This is a genomic window from Catonella massiliensis (assembly GCF_016651435.1).
Taxonomy (GTDB): domain Bacteria; phylum Bacillota; class Clostridia; order Lachnospirales; family Lachnospiraceae; genus Catonella; species Catonella massiliensis.
In genome coordinates, this window is record NZ_JAEPRJ010000001.1 from 2,339,777 (window position 1) to 2,359,079 (window position 19,303).

The window sequence follows — 19,303 nt, forward strand, 5'->3', positions numbered from 1 at the left end:
TAACTTTGCCATTTCAACAAGTGCAAATTCATTTCAAGCAGGAATAGTCAGATATTTAATAACTGTATTTTGGAGACTCAACGAATCTCTCCTCGTCATCAAATACTATAACCCTCTTCTTATCCTCTGTAGCCCTGCCTATACAGGCTGCAAGTAAGCCTGCATTTCTTAGTGCATAGACAAGTTCTTCGTCCATATCGGCAGCAAGAAGGTAGGAGCCTTTTGAGTTAAGCATAAGAGGATTAAGGTTAAAATGATTACAAAGTTCTATAGTTTCCTGTTCATAGCTAAGCCTATCTGCATAAACTCTAAGCCCGGCCTTTTCTCTATCTCCTAAGCTCCACAGTCCCGAAAGCAGTCCACCCGCTCCCAGAGGCACAATTACAGTAGTCCTATAAAATGCTGCTGTTTCGGTTTCAATAAGCGGAAGTCTGTCTGCCCTCTTATTCTTAAGCTTTTCTATATAGGGCTCGGGATAAATGGTTCTAAGCTCTTCAAGGTTCTCACTGCAAAGCTTTGCCATGCCGTATTTTCCAAGGCTTCCCGTAAGTATGATATCCTGCCCGGGATAAAGCTTACCTCTCTTCCAGGGTGCTTCAGAAGCACTTTTTATAGCCCCACTTCCTAAGATAAATACAGTCTGCTCCCTTTCACCTGTATCACATAAGCTTACCGAAACTCTTAAAATCTGTGCTCCAAGCTTGTCTGCAACCTGTTTTAGAGAGGAGGAAAACTGCCTAAGTTCACTCTCCTCAAATCCTCCCTTAAAGACTATTTCAGCCCTTATCTCCTCGAGGCTGCCTCCTGCACACATAAGTCTCCTTAAGATGTCATTAAGGTCTTCCTCCCTTAGAATCGGATTCCCCTTAAATGTCAGGGTACAAGAGGCTTCTGCAAAGTAACCTTCATCTTTCTTTCCCCCGGATATAGAGACAGAGTAGGCATCCTTTTGGAACAAATGCCTACTCTCCTCCTTTAAGTATAACTGCTTAAGTACACTTCTTTCGTAAATGTAATCAGGAAGTTCTATCATCCTTCGATTCCTTCTTCCGAATCACCACCGTCACTAGGTGCCGGCTTTTTCGGACTGGTATTTTTGTCTTTGTTTTCGTTATTCTCGGAAGATTTATTTTCTTTTTCCTCTTCCTTCTTCTTTTCTTCTTCCTCTTTCTTTTTCTTCTCTTCCTCAGCTTTCTTCTTGGCAGCTTCTATCTCATACTCGTGAGGCCTGTAAGAGCTGGTATTAACAAGCACCTTGTCAACAAGCACTCCGTCCTTGTAGATATATTTATAAAGCTGTGCCCTGCTTCCATTTTCTCTTGAAAGCACTACTGAGGCGAGTTCGACCTTTCTATGTGCCACATCTCTGGTCTCATGTCCGTATACGTTGAAGGTAATCATTCCGCCATTTGCCATTCCCTCTATATATATCGGATATTCTGTCGTATTCTTGAATTTTAAATCTTTCCAGGTTCCTGCAATGGCTGCATCCCTTGCCAAGTCCACATAATCAACACTCATAGAATGATTTTGTCTCTGGACTACTCCAAGCTCTGAGAACAGAACTGCATTGTAAAGCGTTGATGATACCTGACAGATACCGCCTCCCATATCTGGAACTATTTTGCCTTCTACATAGGCTGTACCCATACCGTAGCCATTCTGAAGCGTGTATGGCGCCATCTTGGCATTAGCAGAAAGTGTTTCACCCGGCATAAGAACTGAGCCGTTTATCAGCCTGCAGCCGTTTGCTACGTTCTGTCCTCTTCCGCCTGCAGGATTGAATCTGGTAGTGTAAGTACCAAGCAAATCGGTCACCATGCTTAGTTCTTCTCTGCCATACTTAGGCTTCTTGGTATCAAGTGTGAACTCAGCCTTCTTAGTGTTGTCAATCCCTTCCGGAAGCGACTCTATATAAGCTTTTACATCTTTTTTTGCTATGGATGCTGCTTCCTTTGTATTGAGGCTTCTGCCGTTTTTACCGCCTCCTACTACAAAATGTCCATTTGTTCTTGTAAGAGTAGCATTTTCGGGTGCTATGTTATATTTTTTAGCAACAGACTTCACAAAACTGTCTATTTTCTTAGAATCATAGCTAAACTCAAGGTTGTACTCAGGCTTATTCTCCTTTGCTTCCTTGATTTCCTTGTATCTTTCTATGATGTTGCCTTCTTCGCCAATCTTAGATATCTCTTCAACTATGTTATGGCTCTTTGCCTTTACTCCCAAGTTCTTAAGCGAAACCGACTCAGTTCCCTGTACTTCGCCGTTCTCTGTAACAGACACCACAAGTTCTTTACTCTGAACCTTAGCAGCATAATCAGCAATTATTTTCTCCGCCTGCTCTTCTGTCTTGCCACCGACATCTATCCCGTTTACCCTTATGCCCTCACAGATGATTCCTTCTTTCTTAGAGCCAAGTGCGGATACGGTAACCACAAGTCCTGCAGTGGTGATAACAAGTACAGCCAATATACCATAAATTGAAATAATTAGCTTCTTTCTGCTGTTTCTCCTGCTTTTGTTCTTTGACTTACTCTTCCTCTTCATTTTAACTCCTCTTATACATTACCTAACATGCTTGCTACCATTGGGATTAACATCGATAATATTACTATTATGATGATAATCTTTGAAATCAGCTTTTGATTTTTTTTATTGTTAAAATCCATTTTACCCCTCCAAATATATTTCAAACTTCATTTTCATTTATATCAAGCCTTTTGACCATTAACACTGTATATGCTATAATAATTTAGTGTCAAAAATATGAAATTCTGAAAAAAAATTATTTTTCAGAAACGGAGGTCAACATGCCTATTTTTCTTATATTTATCATACTTTTCGTCCTTTGGGTTAGATACGAAACCCAAAAGAATTCAAGAATCGAAACCGAGGATAACCAAGGCTTCCTCGAGAGGGAGCGTCAGGCAAATTTTACCAGAAAGGCTGACCTCACAGACCTCGACTACACAGTTGTTCCTCTAGATGAGCTCCCTTTTGCAGGAAGCTATGATGAGGTAAAGTCTTCTTATTCACTCCCTGAGGGCTTAAGCGAACTCACAAAGAGTGAAATCTTTGACTGCGAGCAGAAGATAATAGCCCTCAGTCACAAGAAAATCTTAAATCTCGGTCATATGAGCAACACCGACATCAAGATGGAATACGGGGTTGCAAACCTTCAAATCCTAATCCAGTATGATGAAAATTCCTCTAAGCTCGCAAGGCTGCTTGCAAAATGGGGCAAACTCCTTTATGAAAACGGCGAAGAGGACGCTGCTGAAAAAGTCCTTACTTACGCTGTTTCCTGCAAATCAGACATAGAAGATGTATTTATCACCTTGGCTAAAATCTACCGTAATAACGGCAACGAGCTAGGCATCAGCGACCTGGTGGAAGCCTGCCAGTGTTTTGATGAGCTTAGGAGGGAAAATATCATTAACCAAATAACCTCTATTTAACTATTTTAGCTCAACCTCTCCTTTCATACAATAGGAGTTTTTGCTAAATTTAAGCTCTATTTTTGATGTTTTTTTATATATGATACAGGATTGCAACTGCTGTGCCTTTGACATCCACATCACTATATAATCACTTGCAGGATGGACAGACATCTGAGAGGAAGCAGCGGTCACATTTTGGGGCTCTGGCTGTACAGATTTCCCTGCCAAGGGCTATGACATCGAGATTCCATATTATCCATGCGCTTTCAGGCAGTACCTCCATCAGCTCAAATTCTGCCTTAACCGGATCTTCAGTAGTTGTTATCCCAAGTTTCTTTGATATTCTCTTCACATGTGTATCGACAACTATGCTTGGAATATTAAATATATTCCCTCTGACTACATTGGCAGTCTTTCGCCCTACTCCGGGAAGCGCTATAAGCTTCTCAAGCTCCTTTGGCACTACTCCTTCGTATTCACTAAGAAGCATCCTTGCACAGGCTATGATGTTCTTTGCCTTATTATGATAAAATCCCGTAGAATGAATGTCATCTTCCATCTCCTTAAGGTCTGCTCCCGCAAAATCTTCCAATGTCTTGTATTTCTTAAACAAATCCCTTGTAACCATATTTACTCTGTCATCTGTACACTGGGCACTCAATATGGTTGCAAAGAGTAACTGCCAGGCATTCTCGTGCAGAAGATAGGTACGGCTCTCGCCCCCGTAGTGCTCTATAAGCCTTCGTATTATCTCATCTATCCTTGCTTTTTCCTTTTTTGATAGTTTCTTCATATTTGCTCCAATAAAATTTAATTTGACACAATCTAATATATCACAAAAGTAAATTGTAGTCTAGAGGTGTTTCACCCTATCCAGTAGTTTACCAGGATACGCTTGGAATACTCCATGCTTTTCTCTAATTGTAACAATATCATTAGAGGTCAACAGGTTATGAGCCTTTCTATACATATTGCGAGCATTTAAAAGATTATCATTTAGCATCTTTCCAGTCACGAATTCGCTCTCGTCTTCATCACTATTTACGCAAAAGTAATAGGTTTCTTCATAAGCAACTTCTTCGCCTTTGATTATGGTCTTATCAATTCGTGATCTTTCTTCAATCTCATGAATCTTATCACATATCGGACAATCCATTTGAATTTTTCTAATTAGGGTGCTTTCGCTCATTACCATATCTCCTTTCATTAATTCTCGTTATTTGTATGGGAACTTCATATCATATTTTGCATAATGAAATGACAAGCATAGTACTTTCTTGTCCGATTGAATAGGTATTTTAATGGTTTCCACCTCCCTAATATCAATCTTAAATCCATTATCAGTTGATAGTATACTCTATCAGTTGATAGTATATCAATAGAGAATCAAAAAGAAGACCTAATAGTTGAATGGGATGTAGTGACTAACTGCCATTCTCTCACAGTACTGTACGTACGATCCTTGTATACAGTGCTTTGGGCAGTTGACAAGCGAAGCTAGACGAACCATTGAAAAAAGAGATGGTTTTAACCATCTCTTTAAACTACCTAAGCAGTATCATATCAAGTAAAGCTACTTCATTTAACCAGTCCAAATTTCTTTCTGGTAAAATAAATCTCGGTTAATCCCACCGCAAAAATTAAAACAAAAGCATATTTTGAACCAGTATATGCAATGCAGTACATTAACAGGCACGCCACTATAGAGCGAAGTAACTTCCACTTTGACTTTGACAATTTATCATCCCAGTGAGTTATACTATATGAGGTCATCACAATAAATATGATACACAAGATTAACTGTCCACCCCAAAATATAAGCGGGTAATCAACGTTAAAATTTTGACTAATTTCAATGTTTGCAACGAGTGCAGTTATTGTTGCCAAAAATCCCAACGTACCTGTCGAATAAATCTTCATTTTATTAACATCCTCCAAATGTAATTATTCGATTGCTGTAGATACAGGAGAAATTCCCCCGTTATTATCAATTATCATCAAGCTTACTTAGTTCTGTTTTTAGTAATAAAAATCTTGATTGCAAAATATATATTTATCACCCCAGCCATTTCACAAAATCGTCTGAAAATCATCGGATAAAAACTGTTATATGGCAAAGCATACGCTAATAGAACGCATACAACCGTAATGGTAATTGTCATCAATAAACTCGAAAGAATCTTTTCTTTGGATAATAAATATTTAACGTCAGATTCACGATATGATTTTATTGATAATATACTTGACATAATTACCAGTGGGGAAAGAGGTATAAATATTAATGCTACAATACTTGTCAGAAATATTACCATAACTCTATATACCCACTGTTTGGATCCGCATCTACAGAATCGATTTTTTTGAAATTTCTCATTGAGTATTCCTCCTTTGCTTTGTTTACAACGAATAACATATTTAGTTTATATCTACATTTTACACAAACAAAATCAAGGAATAGTCAATTCAGTAATTTTATTTATTTTTTAATGAAAAAGCAAAAATAATCGGTGCGAATACATAAGCTACAGGTAGTATAATCTTTGAGTTTATGCCTATAATATCAATTTTATCCGATAAAATCTTCCCTGAAATCGGAAATGCGATTATTGCTAAACCAAAATAAATGCTTAAAAGTATATAGCCCCCTGTAAAAGGATTTACCTTAAAAAACTCTGTCATCAAAAAGTAATATGATACGAAAAATGCCATACCTATCACCATATATACAATTTTTTCAAACCAACTCTGATTACTCATGCTTATTCACTCCTCCTTTACCTATAAAAGCGAATCTATCGTTTATCACCCATAAAACCACAACTAAATACAGCAATACTATTGACTTATTGACAACACTTACATTAACCAATATCAAATTCGCAATTATATTAAGCATAAATGGCCTGTAGAACATATAAAATGTTCTTTTCTTTTTAAGTATATTTACCCCATCATATATCATAAATACCAGCGATATCGCAAAAAAAATGCTATTCATTATCACCTCCATAATACGGTATTTTTATTATCTGCTCTGCCCCACAGTTCTCCCTATTGCAAAGCAATAGCTCACCATTAACTGTTTCCATGTATGAGTTTACAAAATACAATCCGATTCCACATCCCTTACCTGATGTTCTTCCAAAGTTGTCAGTATAAAACATAGTCTTTGCTTTATTTAAAGAATCTTGATTAAAACCAATACCATCATCAATGACTTTAAAAATAATATTTTTACTATCTTTGCATACTTCTATCTTTACGCAGCTCCTTCTGTGTTCAAAAGCATTATTTAGTAAGTGTACAATACATTTATCTAAATTTTTAAAATCACACACTATATATGAATCGTCCAGTGACTTTACATTCCAGTCAACTTCAATCTCTTCTTCGATAGAATCAGAATAAATCAACACGCTATTTTGCATTTTTCTAAAACACTCTTTTATGGTTATTTTTTCCAGATTCTTCTTTCGTGTTAGGCTTGTAGTAACATCCATAAGTTTTGATATATATTCTGAGATTTTTTCACTTTCGTTTTCAATTCTTGAAATTCTATCAATACCTTTGTCTGTAACAATGTCGTTATTTTTTCGGAGCAAGTCAATATTCGCATTTATTATAGTTACCGGAGTTTTCATATCATGACTGATATATGAAATGGTTGTTGATACAAATTTATCCTTTTCCTTAATATCTTTATTTTTCCTTATAAGCGCCTCCTGTATCATTTTAAACTCAAATATACCGGCCGTCTGCACATAGTTATCATACTTAATATTTTCCATTAATGCATCAATATCTTTTAATATCATCACATCTATTTTTCTATAAAACTCATAAGATAAATATACAATTATCAGTATTATTAAACCTAAACTAATTTCATTTCCTGACTTTAAAAATGGTTTTAGCCATATTCTTAAAATTTCCGTCTCCAATGCAAGATTCACAAAAATCATTATAATAAACGAATAAAAAAATATTTTTGCCATAGTTTCAAGTATGATGAATACTATAATTTGCTTTACCGTTCTTTCCATAGGTATCCAACTCCCCATCTATTTTCAATAGGATCATCTCCATCAATCTCGGATAATTTCTTCCGTATATTGTATATATGACATACTACGACTCTATCAGTAACATCAAATTTAGAAGACACCCTATTCACTATCTTTTCTTTACTAAAAATCTGTCCTTTGTTTCCATATAATAACTTTAGTATTTCTAGTTCTGCATTAGTAAGGCTAACATGGTTCCCTTCTTTTTTGATTACTCCTGTCGATAAATCAAAAAAGGTATCTGCGTATCTCACCTCCTCATCCTTTTTGCCACGCAAATGACTTTTTATCCTTGCTAGCAGCAAATCTGCATCAAATGGCTTTGTTATATAATCATCCGCTCCAAGATTAAATCCTTTCAGCATATCTTCTTTTGTATCTTTTGCAGTAAGCAAGATAATTGGTCTATCTACCTCGTTTCTAACAATTTGTAAAAATTGAAATCCATTTCTCTCACCGAGCATAACATCAAGGATAATAAGATTATATTTGTTTAGTATTACATAATCTTCAATGTCATCAAGGTTGTAATAATAATCAACAAAATATTTTTCTTGTTCAAGTATCTCCTTAAGCGTCTCTACTAAACTTTTATCATCTTCTATTATTAACTAAGACTTCCCATACCTAAAATGGGATCCGTACCTTGAAAATTCAATACTTCAGCTACTAAAATAACGATTTATGCCACTACAGCCTCCGGATGGAGCGCACTACGCAGATATTCAGGTAGTCTTGCTTCAAAATCAGCAGTAAAAGCAGTCAACTGCTCATCACTGAGCTTTAAGATTACCTGAAGGCTTGCCATCAAGGCATCCATCAGGATGCCAAGTGATCTGCTGAAAGTAATGTCTGCCATTTCATCGACAAGGAAGAAGAACAACTCACCAAGGGTTCTCTGATCTTCATTTTGACGTTGCTCCATTGCAATTAACATATATCTGGTAAGCACAATTGCTACGTGGGCTGTTAGTGCATCATAAGATAAGCTATGGCATTCTCCAATAAGATTCAGCATAGATTTGCAGGTTTTGAAAAAAACCTCAATTTGCCAGCGTTTTCCATAAATACGGATAATCTCTTCTTCGGAAAGGGTAGTATCTGTGCAGATAAAAGCAAGCCAGTCCTTGCGATTAGCTTTGTTCCTTACACAAACAATCTTTGCCGGAATTGGATTCTCCTTTCCTACCATAACACAGACAGAAAGCAGATACTTTGATTTGCCACGGCGCTTTTTGTTCCGGGAATAGATCTCTTTGATATTCAGTTGCTCACCACAGTGTGAATACTTGATTCGACTGCTTTTCTTAATCATAGCAATTACGTCCATACCTTTTGAATGGATAGCTGTGATTTGAGCGGGGTTTGAAAACCAGGAATCAAAAAGGACATAATCAGCTTTCAGCCCTGCACTGAGAGCAGTATCCAACAGTGTCATCATTGCTTCAGGAGCTTTTGTCTGAGCAAGTTTACGCCTTTTACCTGCAAGGGTTCTGTTATCAAAGTGTTTTACAGGACCGATGATATTTGTATCTTTTGCAGATGCTAACAAGCAGCTGTTCACCGGGATAAGTGTATTTCCATCGCTCCAGCTTAAGGTAAGCATACGAAATCCTTTTTTGAAATGCATATCCGTGTGATCGAAAACCTTTGACCCCAGCTCAGTTTTCTTGCAGCTGGTGCGATTGAAAAGACTGTCATCAATGATGAAAACATTTTTCCTTTTATCATCTGTTAGGTTTTTGAGATCATTATTTACGATGTCAGCAGCAAGAAGAGAAGTAAAACGAAGCCAGTTTGTTTTTACCGAATTAAGGAAACGATAAAAAGTGTTCTTTGAAAAATCTTCCTTAAAAGAACCGGTACGTTGTTGCATATACATACTTCTTCCAACGAAAATGTTGCTGAGTTTGTAACGAAGCAAAGAAACAGGTGAAACACCTTTTTCTTTCATCCCATTACATCTGGCAATAAGCCTGCCAACATGATGTCTGGAAAAAAATCTTCGAACACAGTCAATTAAGTTATTCTCATCGAAATGATTTTGTGTTATACTGGACATGGCATAAATCTCCTTTGTACAATGGTTTCTTGTCAATTCCATTATACCAAACTGGGTAGGTTTATGCCATTCTTTATTGGCTGAAATATTGAATTTTCAAGGTTCAACACACCGTATTGGTGTGGGAAGTCTTAGTTATTAATATTTTCACAGCATTCCTCCTTTTCACAAGTTATATTCCTTTGAATAGAATATACTAGAAAAATCAAGAAATAGTATAGTTCTCCATTCATTCGTTCTCGTTATTTGTATGGCAACTTCACATCATATTTGCATAATTAATCCACAATCATTATTAATCGATAGTATATCGCATAAATTGATAGCATTTCAATAGATTAACACAAAAATTCAGGCTCCGGTTACTTTTATAACCGAAGCCTGATTGCTTAAATCATCTCAATATTTTCTTAGAAATTTCCCATTATTTCTTTAATGAAAGACTGAAATAATATTTTCCTGTTCTTATAAGCACTACATTTACAGGTTCACTAACACCATCAAACTCAAATTTTACTTCATTTTCGCCCTCAACAATAAGATTTCCTAAGGCAGTAGGATAATATTTGTTATTATAATCTGTTATCTCAACAATACCTGTCTTAACTTTTATCGAATCATTCACAACTTCCTTATACATACCGTCTCTGCCCTTTACAAACATCTTAACTGCTGTTGACTTAAGAAGGTCTTCACGCTTAGGGTTTATGATTATTTCATGCACTCCGTAAGCTGTGTTATACCTAGCCTCAGTGAAGGCAGGCTCTGTATTTTGAACCTTCTTTGTCTCCTCCATACTGATAATGTCTGCTGAGTAAGGAGAGCTGTTATTAAAGGTGATTGTATAGCTCTTGTAAATGCTTGACTCAATAACCAGGGCAACTTCTTTTTTGCTATTGTTAGGTCTGCGTATCTTTAACATCCCCCATGCAAAGCCATACTGATTGTCCTTTACCTTCTTAAAGAAACCAAGATCACCTACATTACTGTACTTAACGCCGTCTACAGTAATTGCCGTAATACTATTGAGCCACTCACCCGCATTTTCAATGCCAAAACCTGTGCCTATGGTTAGTTCTCCGTCATCACCACTCATGTGAAGCTTTTTACCAGTCCTTACAAGGCTCTTTAATCCGCTCTCAGTCTGACCACCCTTATCAGGAGTCTCAGGCTTATTAGGAGTCTCAGGCTGCTTTGGCTCTACAGGCTTCACCTGTGCTTTAGATACTGTAGCCTCTATTGTCTGTGGCTGGTATCCGTCTGCATATACTGTTATAGTATTCTTTCCATAATTTGGATAATACTTGTTGGTAATAAACGCAGAGCCCTTTATGATAAGCTTGTCGCCATCTATCTTATAATCATCATCCTTTAATGCATAAGCCTGATTCTTAGTTCCATAGTGATAGTTCTTATTCTCACCTGCATACATAGCTATAATCTTTGAAAGATATGTCTTATCTGCGTATACTACAAGTTCTTCATCCACTCTAATCGCACTTCCTGAAGGATAGGTAAAGCCTTCAATACTCTTTCCAAGGTAGCTTCCATCCATTACAAGTTCGCCAAGGAGGTTGTCTTCAAGCACTTCCTTTACTCTTGTAAGTCTGCCGGTAGTCTTCACATTAGGTGTCTTAACATACTCTGAGAATGTCAAATACTTGCCCTTTGTCCTTGCTGTATTTACTGCGTCATTATAATACTCCCAATTATAGAACACCTTGCCCTCTTCATCATAGACAGCTATGTAATTGGTCATATCCTTTTCAAACCTGTCAACTATGCCCTTTGCATAAGCATTGTCTATACCGAGCTTTTCAAAAATCTCAGCATTGGCAACGAGGTCCGTGTTGAAAATGATATTGGCAGATACAGAGTTACCGCCACTAGAAGGGCTGCCGTCTGAGCCGGTGCTTATCTTAGAAGCTCCTGCTACTGCATCAAATTTCATTCCCTCAACAGAAAGAAGGCCCACCTTGCTTCCAAGTGCTACAACTTTATTGTCAGGGGTAGTCTCATCGTTCTTTTTGTCGGTATCTTTTCCGTCAGTTACCTTAAATACCTTATCTACGGTTTTATAGCTGTTAAAATGAACTCTTAATGTATAATTTCCGTTATAAGGAATGTTGTTTACACCCTTACTTCCATCTTCTTCCTTACCCCTTGTAACATCGTTATAAAGCACAAAGAGGTCATTAAACATAAAATAATCGCTTATATATCTAAGTGTCTTTATTTCACCTGTTGGAAGTATGAGCTCTACCTTCTCAACCGGATTTTCCAGGCCAACCACTACATTTTTAACTGCAAAATGAAGATTCTTGCCTGACTGTACAGATGGCTCTTTTAAGAGGAACTCAGGTGTTTCTTTGCCCTCAACCTTAACACGAACCAGAATAGCCTTACTATCAGCAGACTTAATCCTTATCCTGTAATAGCCTCTGTTTCTAAAGTTAGACTGGATGGTAGATACGCTAAGAACCGCTACAGTCTTTCCATGATGCTCCTTAAATGACTTGGTATATACAAGCTCTTTATTAAGAGTTGTCTGATTTTCATTGTCTGAAACCAGCTGAAGCGCTCCTGTGGCTGGTATTCTGTCAAACCAGATCTTATCAGCCTCATCAGTATAATTAAACTGCACTTCTACATTGCCCTCTTCAACAGCAGGCACTGTATAGTAAGGCTTCTCAGTTACCTTTCTTGTAGCTGCCAGATTTAAGTCAAATGTAGTTGTCTTAGGCTTGTAACGCAGCTTTCCCTCGTCATCATAATTGCTAAGGTAGTAGTCCCAAACTGCAACCTTGCCATAACCTATGATATACTTAGGAGATTTAGCCTCAGTAGTAAGTACAGGAGCTACAACCTTGCCCGCATCTGCATCTCTATTTAGCTTAACAGTCTGGCTTAGCTTGTTGTCTGCCTTACTTACAACCTTAACTTCAGCAGGATTGAGGTTTGATACCTCCCATTTTACAATAGTACCCTCTTTATCTACAGGGGTAAGCTCAGATGTAATGTCCACTCCGTCTACATATACAGTAGTGTTGTCCTTTGTATAGCCTTTTTCAAAGTTTACCACTACAAATCTCTGAAAACTTGTTGCATCTATAATCTTAGTCCTTGCCTCATTGACAAGTTTAACTGCTTCTGCTTTGTTTCCTGTATTTGATGAGCTTCCATTATTTGAAGTATTTCCTGCGTTAGATACATCGCCGCCTACCACATAAGCATTACCGCCAAAGAAGATGCCGCTTGGAGTAGTCTCTCCTCCTGCTGTATTGCCGTTTTCGCCAGTCTTTGAGCCTTCCTCGGTTTTTCCTATATTGGCAGCGCCCTGAGCAGTCTCATCCTCTTCGATATTGAGGTTAGAAGATGCATAGGTATCTCCCGCCTTTACAGCAATAGTACTTCCTGCAATCGCAAGCTTTACAGTCTTTTTAGTCTTGTTGATGGCTATAAGCTCTATCTTTGAAGTAATCTTTGCAAGCTCTGCACCGGGCTTAAGTGTAAGCTCAGCGTATGAAGCCTTACCATTTATTGTTAAATTAGCTTTAGAAGAAAGCTCAAGCTTATTGCCGCTTTCATCTATGATAAGCCCCGCATTTCTGACGGTTCCGATTAAAATAATCTTCTTAAACTTAGCACCCTTAGCTATATGAATCTTGGATTTTTCAGCTAGGTTAATTACCAGAGTTTTAGTCTTATAGTTTCCCCTTGGTACGCTTAATCTCTTTGCAGAAGTGGCCTTTAAGACTATTCTCTTAATACCCTTCTTCTTTAATGCATTCTTTATGGCTTTGTTTGTGCTTACGGTAATCTCAGTCTTTTTAACCGTAACCTTCTTTGTCTGTGCTGCACTCGCCTCTACAGGCTGAAACTGAGCCGGCAACATGCTTAATATCATAGTCATAACAAGTGCTGCGGCTATGTTTTTACTTAGTCTTCTCATCTTTCCTCCTGATGGTTAAATGATGGTTATCAGATACAAATAATAATGAAAATTAACTTCATTATAACGAGCCGTTCTATAATACCAATAGAAAGTAAAAAGTTCAATAAATTATCATTAATGATAATTTTTCTCATTAACTACAAATAAATAGGTATATAACAAATTCTTATTTTCTTCTCAAATTGAATACATAGTTAATATTTATCGGGAAATATTTAGAAATATTGCTAACAATTCCTTGAACATTTATCATCTTTGTTATATTATTATTCTATTAAGAAAATTACTCAGGAGGGCGACTATGTGGACAAGGGCGATGCTTAAGTACAATGCAAGAATGGCATTTAAGAAAAACTATATAAATGCTGTTGCTGTTTCGCTTATTTATATGATTTTAGCCAATTTCTTTGATCCTTCCTCATCTAGAGGCAATAGTGCCTCCAATGTGTATAACAGCGGCTTACCCGAAAGGATAAAATACCTTGCTTCTTTTGTTCTTGGACTAATCATAGTCATAACTGTGATAGTAATAGTCTTTAGGGTGCTTGTATACAATCCTATCGTAGTTGGTGTGCAAAGATTCTTCATAGAGAACCACTATGGCAAGCCGGGGGTTGGCACTATGTTTTATGCATTTAAGACAAATTATATCAACATAGTAAAGACCATGTTCCTAAAGGATGTGTATATCTGTCTTTGGGCACTGCTATTTTTAGTGCCGGGTCTCATCAAAACCTATTCTTATCGCATGGTTCCTTTTATACTGGCTGAGAATCCTGATATGGATGCCGATGAAGCGATAAGACTATCTATGGAGATGATGAACGGTGAGAAGTTAAATACCTTTGTACTGGATATAAGCTTTTTGCCTTGGGTTTTTCTTGCAGCCTTTACCTTTAACATAGTAGGTATCTTCTATGTATACCCTTACGTAAATGCTACAGACGCAGAGCTGTATCTGGCTATTAAGGCCGGTGATTTTTACAATGACCAAGGTATGTTTAGTGACAATTACTTTAAAAACGGCGGTGGTTATTATGGTTAGTTTCAGGCATTTATTTGATAATGGAAAGGTAATACATACCGCAAGCTGTTATGGAAATAATGACCTTGAAGTTGTGGAAAAGACTGAAGACGGCGAAGCTATCCGCCTTCTTCTTGTAAATGGCGCAAGGGAATCAGCCACATACATTGATAAGACTCACAGAAATGACCTTGTATTTAGATATGCTATTGGCTTCAATGATGTATTTGAGATAAACAAGAACTTAAAAGACTGTCTCCTTCTTGGCGGTGCCGGCTTTTCCTATCCCAAGTACTTCATAAGCCGCTTCCCTGAGAAGACCCTGGATGTGGTTGAGATAGACGAAGTGATGGTAAATGTAGCCTTTAAGTACTTTTATCTGGATGAACTCTATGACGAATACGACCTCTACGAAAATGAGAGACTTAAAATCTACGTGATGGACGGCTTGAAATTCCTTTCAACCATGCTTAAGTCCTATGATGTCATCTTTAATGATGCCTACATCTCGGACTCCCCGGCAGAAGGACTTATGAGCTATGAGGCAATAAGCCTTATAAAAGAAAGGCTAAACCCCGGTGGCATCTACGTGGCAAATATGATAACCGCAATGGCCGGTGAATCTGCCTATCCTCTATTTTCTATCCTAGCCAACCTTAAGCAGATATTTAAGTATACAAGATTTTGCAAATGCCGTAATGACATCCCTGCAAACGAAAAACAGAACTGTCTGATTTTCGCTTCAGACAGTCCCATTTAAGTTAAAAGTCTACCTCATCAGGGTTATGTGCGTGTCCGCCTATATATGGAAAATTATAAAGAATATCCATATCCTCATCTTCAATCCTGATAAGCCTAAGATTTCCGCTCATCCTATCGGGTGAAGTGGTTTTGGGAAGCGGGATTATACCCCTTTTCCTAAGAAATGAAATACAGATGTTAGAGGCAGAAGTCTGATACTTTTTTGCCATCTCCCATAGTAACTCATTATCAAGCAGAGCCCCTGTACCTAAGGGGCTGTAGCCCTCTGTGACTATTCCGTTGTTATTATTGTATTCTACAACATCTTCCTGCATATATCCCACATGAAGCTCTATCTGATTCACCATAGGTAGTACTTTTGCGCTCTTTTTAAGCTCCTCTATGTGGTGAGGCAGAAAATTGCTCACTCCTATCGCCCTTACCCTGCCCTCTGTGTAAAGTTCTTCAAGGGCCTCCCAGGTCGTGGCATTTACCTCATCAGGATTCTTATACTTCATTTTGTTGGCAGGCCAGTGTATGAGATAGAGGTCAATGTAGTCCAAATCAAGATTCCTCATAGACTTATCAAAGCCCCTAAAAGCCTTGTTATAACTGCGGTTCGTATTCCATAGCTTGCTTGTGATAAAAACATCAGACCTGTCTTTTATAAATCCTTCACGAATGGCAGCCTTTACTCCAAGTCCCACACTTCTTTCATTTCCATAGGCTCCTGCTGTGTCTATATGCCTGTAGCCTGCCCTTATTGCCTCAAATACCGCCCTCTCACAAACCTCTCCGTAGGGGATATTCCAGGTTCCAAAGCCTATATCAGGTATATCTATTCCATTTCTAAGTATCATATTACTCCGTAATGTAGGTAAGAATAAGCGCAAATGTATTGTTCATTCCATCTATGTGAGAGCGCTCGTAGCCGTGGGTTGCTCTTGTACCAGGACCTACACAGGCGTGGCGGATGTCATGTCCTGCCACTATTGAGGTATCTCCATCAGAGCCGTAATGTGGGGTAAAGATATCCAGTACATAGTCTGCCCCTTCCTTCTTCGCCGCCTCTATAAGCTCATTATTCAACTCATAATGATACGGAAAGCGGCTGTCCTTACAGAAAATGCTCACCTTTCTCTCATCTGTAGTCTGCTCAGGCCCTACGCAGGCTATGTCCACACCCAGCACGTCTACTACATCCTCAGGAAGCCAAGAGGTACCATGTCCTATTTCCTCATAGGCCGCAAAATACATATATACCTTACGGTTTAGCTTAAGTCCTTCATTTTTAAGAGCCTTCATTATCTCAATGAGGATGGCAGCCTGAGCCTTGTCATCTATGAAGCGGGCCTTGATATAGCCGTTTGAATACATATACCTTGGCTCTAAGGCTATCATATCTCCGACCTGTACACCAAGAGCTTCTGTATCCTTATCGCTTTTTACATCTTCATCAAGGATAACTACTACATTTTCCTCGTAGTTAGGAGCTATTTCAAAATATTTATCGGGAGTTACATGAACTGAAGCCCTGTCTCTTTGGACAGTTCCTGTAATGACCTTGCCATCTCTGGTGTGTAGTCTTATATTCTCGTGAAGAGCAGACTCAGCGTGAAGTCCTCCCACAGGGCATACCATAAGACTTCCGTCTTTTTTAATGTGTCTGACCATAAGTCCTATGTCATCAAGGTGAGCTGTGATTACAAGAGGTTCCCCCTCGCCGCCAAGGCAGGCAAGAACTCCTCCCTTTCTGGTCTCTATGCACTCATAGCCAAGACCTTTTATCTTTTTTACCATATAATCGTGTACTTCTCTAAACTGTCCTGTAGTAGAGTCGATAGCAAGTAAGTCCTGAAATTCCCTTAAAAACTCATCCTCATTCATCTTTTTCATACTATTCATCCTCTTTCCATTGATTAATACATACCTGTGTTTAAAATCATTTGGCTCCAAATACCTTAATCCTTACAAGTAACTCCAAAAAATATTCGTAATTCACTCATTTTTATAATGACTAATTACGAATATTTTAGGGTGTCATCATATTATGTAATCCAATGTTGTATTCCCGATTTTATCAACTATGTCCTGAACTGTAATACTGTCAAGATACTCATTTACCACCTTGTAGAGTCCTTCCCACACATATAAGGTCTGGCAAAAGTTCTTTCTCTCACAAGAATTAACCTCTGACTCCAAACAGCTGACAGGTGCAATGCTTCCCTCCGTGATTCTTAATATATCTCCAACTGTGTATTCCTTTGGCTCCTTAGCGAGCTTGTACCCACCTCGGTTTCCTCTATTGGTAGTAAGAAGTCCTGCGCCGTTTAGCACCGGTACTATCTGCTCCAGGTATTTCTTAGAAATGTTTTGTCTCTTTGCTACATCCTTTAGTGCAATAAATCCGCTGTCCTTATGTTCAGCCAAATCTACCATCAGTCTTAGTGCATATCTTCCTTTTGTAGAAATCTTCATACTAATCCATCCACTTCCTCAGTTAATCTTGTAATATACTTTTTCTTATCCTTAAATGACGGAAGAATTTCCCTATAAATCCCAAGAAATTCAGCTTTTAGCTCCGACCTTGACGGTCTCGCATTTACCGGCAAAAAAAGGACATTATATTCTTCATCAGAAAGCACAGGCAGGATGTCCGTCATGTAAGCTCCTATCTTTCTGTAGAAATCAAGCTCTATTTCTCTCTTTTTAATAGCTTTCTCATCAGTCTTACCCACTCCCTCCAGCTCTATAAATATGCCTAGCGGGAGCTTATTATCACTTGTCTTGTTTTCTTCCTTATTTTCTTCCTTGTTTTCTTCCTTGTTTTCTTCCTTCTCTTTTTCCTCCCCCTCTTCTTCCTTAGGGATGAGAACTTCTTTTAACATATCGAAGAATATCTCAGAATAATTGTAGCCTCTGTATTTCTTTAAGACCACAAAATAATCAAGGAGCATTACCCTTTGCTCTATATCATTAATAAAAAGCCCAAAGCAAAAGAGATGCTTTTCATCATCAAAAAGGCCATAACAGCTACATATCTTCCTTGCTATAAGCCACCTTATGGCAGATTCTGATATAAGAAAGCCGTCAAATTTCTCGTCAAAAAACTTGGTCAGATATCTTTTATACAAAGACAAAGTCTCTTTCTTATCCAGTTCCCTTAAAGTGAAGTCCATCACATCACCTCTCTTAGCTGTCAATCTTTATTTATAATGAAAGCCTGTTATCAGATATCCGTCCTTGGTACTGCTGACAACCAGATTAGGCTCAGAAAGCCCCAATAAAAATCCGTCACTGTAGGAATTGGTAACAAAGAGGTTGGTCTTTGATACTGAGCTTACAAGCCTCTTGGTAAATACATCACTCTTTTTAAGTGAGATAAATTCCTGAACACTTCCTATCCTTCTATCAGTGCCGGTATCAAATACCAGAGGATATTCACACAGCCTCGCAAGGCTGCTCTGGTCTTTGTTTCGCACTGCAAGTATAATAGAGCCTGCCGCAATAAGGGCTTCTTTGCTTAGCTGTGGAAGCTTCTCAGAGTCAGATACCTTGTTTACCTTTACTTTCCTAGCAGAATCTCCCTTAAGCTCACCCTTGTACTCTACCTTTACGGCTTCACCTGCGGCGATTCCGTCCTTAAGTCCTGTGACATCTACATCCTTATTTATTCCAAATCTCACAGTAGTACCCATATCGCTCTGCAGCGTCATGTATTTTTCTGAAGCCTCTATAATAACTCCATACATTATCCCGTTGCTGCTCATAGGCGGTACTTCCACACTTACTGCACCGGAGCTTGCAGAGCCCTGTTCACCTGCGGCACTGCTTGTGGCTTTATCTGCCTTTTTCCCACAAGCTGCGACTACACTTGTAGAAAGCAAGATTAGGCTCAATATAATTATCGACTTAAATATCTTATTCTTTACCAAGTTTACCTCCAATATTCAGGTCATTCACGCATAAATGCCTGATAAAAATGGTTATACACCTACATCATACTATGTTTAA

The 19,303-nt window shown here is 38.1% G+C and carries 19 protein-coding genes; 3 read left to right on the plus strand and 16 right to left on the minus strand.

Annotated elements, in window-relative coordinates; translation table 11 throughout:
- Nucleotides 1–55: 55 nt before the first annotated feature.
- Nucleotides 56–1,033, minus strand: a complete 978-nt coding sequence (locus JJN12_RS10450; protein ID WP_208429624.1) for a hypothetical protein — start codon at nt 1,031–1,033, stop codon at nt 56–58.
- Nucleotides 1,030–2,550 (minus strand): VanW family protein, encoded by a 1,521-nt coding sequence (locus JJN12_RS10455; RefSeq protein ID WP_208429625.1) that lies wholly within the window; start codon nt 2,548–2,550, stop codon nt 1,030–1,032. The genes JJN12_RS10450 and JJN12_RS10455 overlap by 4 nt, the downstream gene beginning before the upstream one ends.
- A 263-nt stretch (nt 2,551–2,813) precedes the next feature.
- Here JJN12_RS10455 and JJN12_RS10460 point away from each other — a divergent pair, with 263 nt between their 5' ends.
- Entirely contained in the window at nt 2,814–3,461 is a 648-nt protein-coding gene (locus tag JJN12_RS10460) for a hypothetical protein (RefSeq protein ID WP_208429626.1), read from the plus strand.
- A 130-nt stretch (nt 3,462–3,591) separates the two neighbouring features.
- Here the strand turns inward: JJN12_RS10460 and nth are convergent, their stop codons facing one another.
- The 9 genes from nth to JJN12_RS10505 form a co-directional block, all read right to left on the minus strand.
- Entirely contained in the window at nt 3,592–4,236 is a 645-nt protein-coding gene (gene nth, locus JJN12_RS10465; RefSeq protein ID WP_208429627.1) for an endonuclease III, read from the minus strand.
- A 60-nt stretch (nt 4,237–4,296) separates the two neighbouring features.
- Entirely contained in the window at nt 4,297–4,650 is a 354-nt protein-coding gene (locus JJN12_RS10470) for a hypothetical protein (RefSeq protein WP_208429628.1), read from the minus strand.
- A 371-nt stretch (nt 4,651–5,021) separates the two neighbouring features.
- Nucleotides 5,022–5,363 (minus strand): hypothetical protein, encoded by a 342-nt coding sequence (locus JJN12_RS10475; protein WP_208429629.1) that lies wholly within the window; start codon nt 5,361–5,363, stop codon nt 5,022–5,024.
- Nucleotides 5,364–5,915: 552 nt separating this feature from the next.
- Nucleotides 5,916–6,200: a hypothetical protein gene (locus JJN12_RS10480; RefSeq protein ID WP_208429630.1), complete on the minus strand. Its 285-nt coding sequence runs from the start codon at nt 6,198–6,200 to the stop codon at nt 5,916–5,918.
- A complete protein-coding gene (locus tag JJN12_RS10485) occupies nt 6,193–6,441 on the minus strand; it encodes a hypothetical protein (RefSeq protein WP_208429631.1) in 249 nt (82 codons plus the stop codon). The genes JJN12_RS10480 and JJN12_RS10485 overlap by 8 nt, the downstream gene beginning before the upstream one ends.
- Nucleotides 6,434–7,486, minus strand: coding sequence for a sensor histidine kinase (locus tag JJN12_RS10490; protein ID WP_208429632.1), 1,053 nt, complete (start codon nt 7,484–7,486; stop codon nt 6,434–6,436). The genes JJN12_RS10485 and JJN12_RS10490 overlap by 8 nt, the downstream gene beginning before the upstream one ends.
- Entirely contained in the window at nt 7,471–8,115 is a 645-nt protein-coding gene (locus JJN12_RS14510) for a response regulator transcription factor (protein ID WP_328706821.1), read from the minus strand. Before JJN12_RS14510 ends, JJN12_RS10490 begins: the two co-directional genes overlap by 16 nt.
- Nucleotides 8,116–8,189: 74 nt before the next feature.
- Entirely contained in the window at nt 8,190–9,569 is a 1,380-nt protein-coding gene (locus JJN12_RS10500) for an IS4 family transposase (RefSeq protein WP_208428079.1), read from the minus strand.
- 424 nt (nt 9,570–9,993) lie between these two features.
- Nucleotides 9,994–13,521 carry a hypothetical protein gene (locus JJN12_RS10505; protein WP_208429634.1) on the minus strand — a complete coding sequence of 1,176 codons (3,528 nt, stop codon included), beginning with the start codon at nt 13,519–13,521 and terminating at the stop codon, nt 9,994–9,996.
- A 304-nt stretch (nt 13,522–13,825) separates the two neighbouring features.
- On the opposite strand from JJN12_RS10505, the gene JJN12_RS10510 reads away from it, so the two are divergent.
- On the plus strand, nt 13,826–14,569 hold the full coding sequence (locus JJN12_RS10510) for a DUF975 family protein (RefSeq protein ID WP_208429635.1): 744 nt from the start codon (nt 13,826–13,828) through the stop codon (nt 14,567–14,569).
- Nucleotides 14,562–15,308, plus strand: coding sequence for a spermidine synthase (locus tag JJN12_RS10515; protein WP_208429636.1), 747 nt, complete (start codon nt 14,562–14,564; stop codon nt 15,306–15,308). Before JJN12_RS10510 ends, JJN12_RS10515 begins: the two co-directional genes overlap by 8 nt.
- 1 nt (nt 15,309) lies before the next feature.
- Here JJN12_RS10515 and JJN12_RS10520 read toward each other — a convergent pair whose 3' ends face one another.
- The 5 genes from JJN12_RS10520 to JJN12_RS10540 form a co-directional block, all read right to left on the minus strand.
- Nucleotides 15,310–16,149 carry an aldo/keto reductase gene (locus JJN12_RS10520; RefSeq protein WP_208429637.1) on the minus strand — a complete coding sequence of 280 codons (840 nt, stop codon included), beginning with the start codon at nt 16,147–16,149 and terminating at the stop codon, nt 15,310–15,312.
- 1 nt (nt 16,150) lies between these two features.
- Nucleotides 16,151–17,185: a M42 family metallopeptidase gene (locus JJN12_RS10525; protein ID WP_208429638.1), complete on the minus strand. Its 1,035-nt coding sequence runs from the start codon at nt 17,183–17,185 to the stop codon at nt 16,151–16,153.
- Nucleotides 17,186–17,332: 147 nt separating this feature from the next.
- Entirely contained in the window at nt 17,333–17,767 is a 435-nt protein-coding gene (locus JJN12_RS10530; RefSeq protein ID WP_208429639.1) for an RrF2 family transcriptional regulator, read from the minus strand.
- On the minus strand, nt 17,764–18,468 hold the full coding sequence (locus JJN12_RS10535) for a hypothetical protein (RefSeq protein ID WP_208429640.1): 705 nt from the start codon (nt 18,466–18,468) through the stop codon (nt 17,764–17,766). Before JJN12_RS10535 ends, JJN12_RS10530 begins: the two co-directional genes overlap by 4 nt.
- A 27-nt stretch (nt 18,469–18,495) precedes the next feature.
- Entirely contained in the window at nt 18,496–19,224 is a 729-nt protein-coding gene (locus tag JJN12_RS10540) for a hypothetical protein (protein ID WP_208429641.1), read from the minus strand.
- Nucleotides 19,225–19,303: the final 79 nt, after the last annotated feature.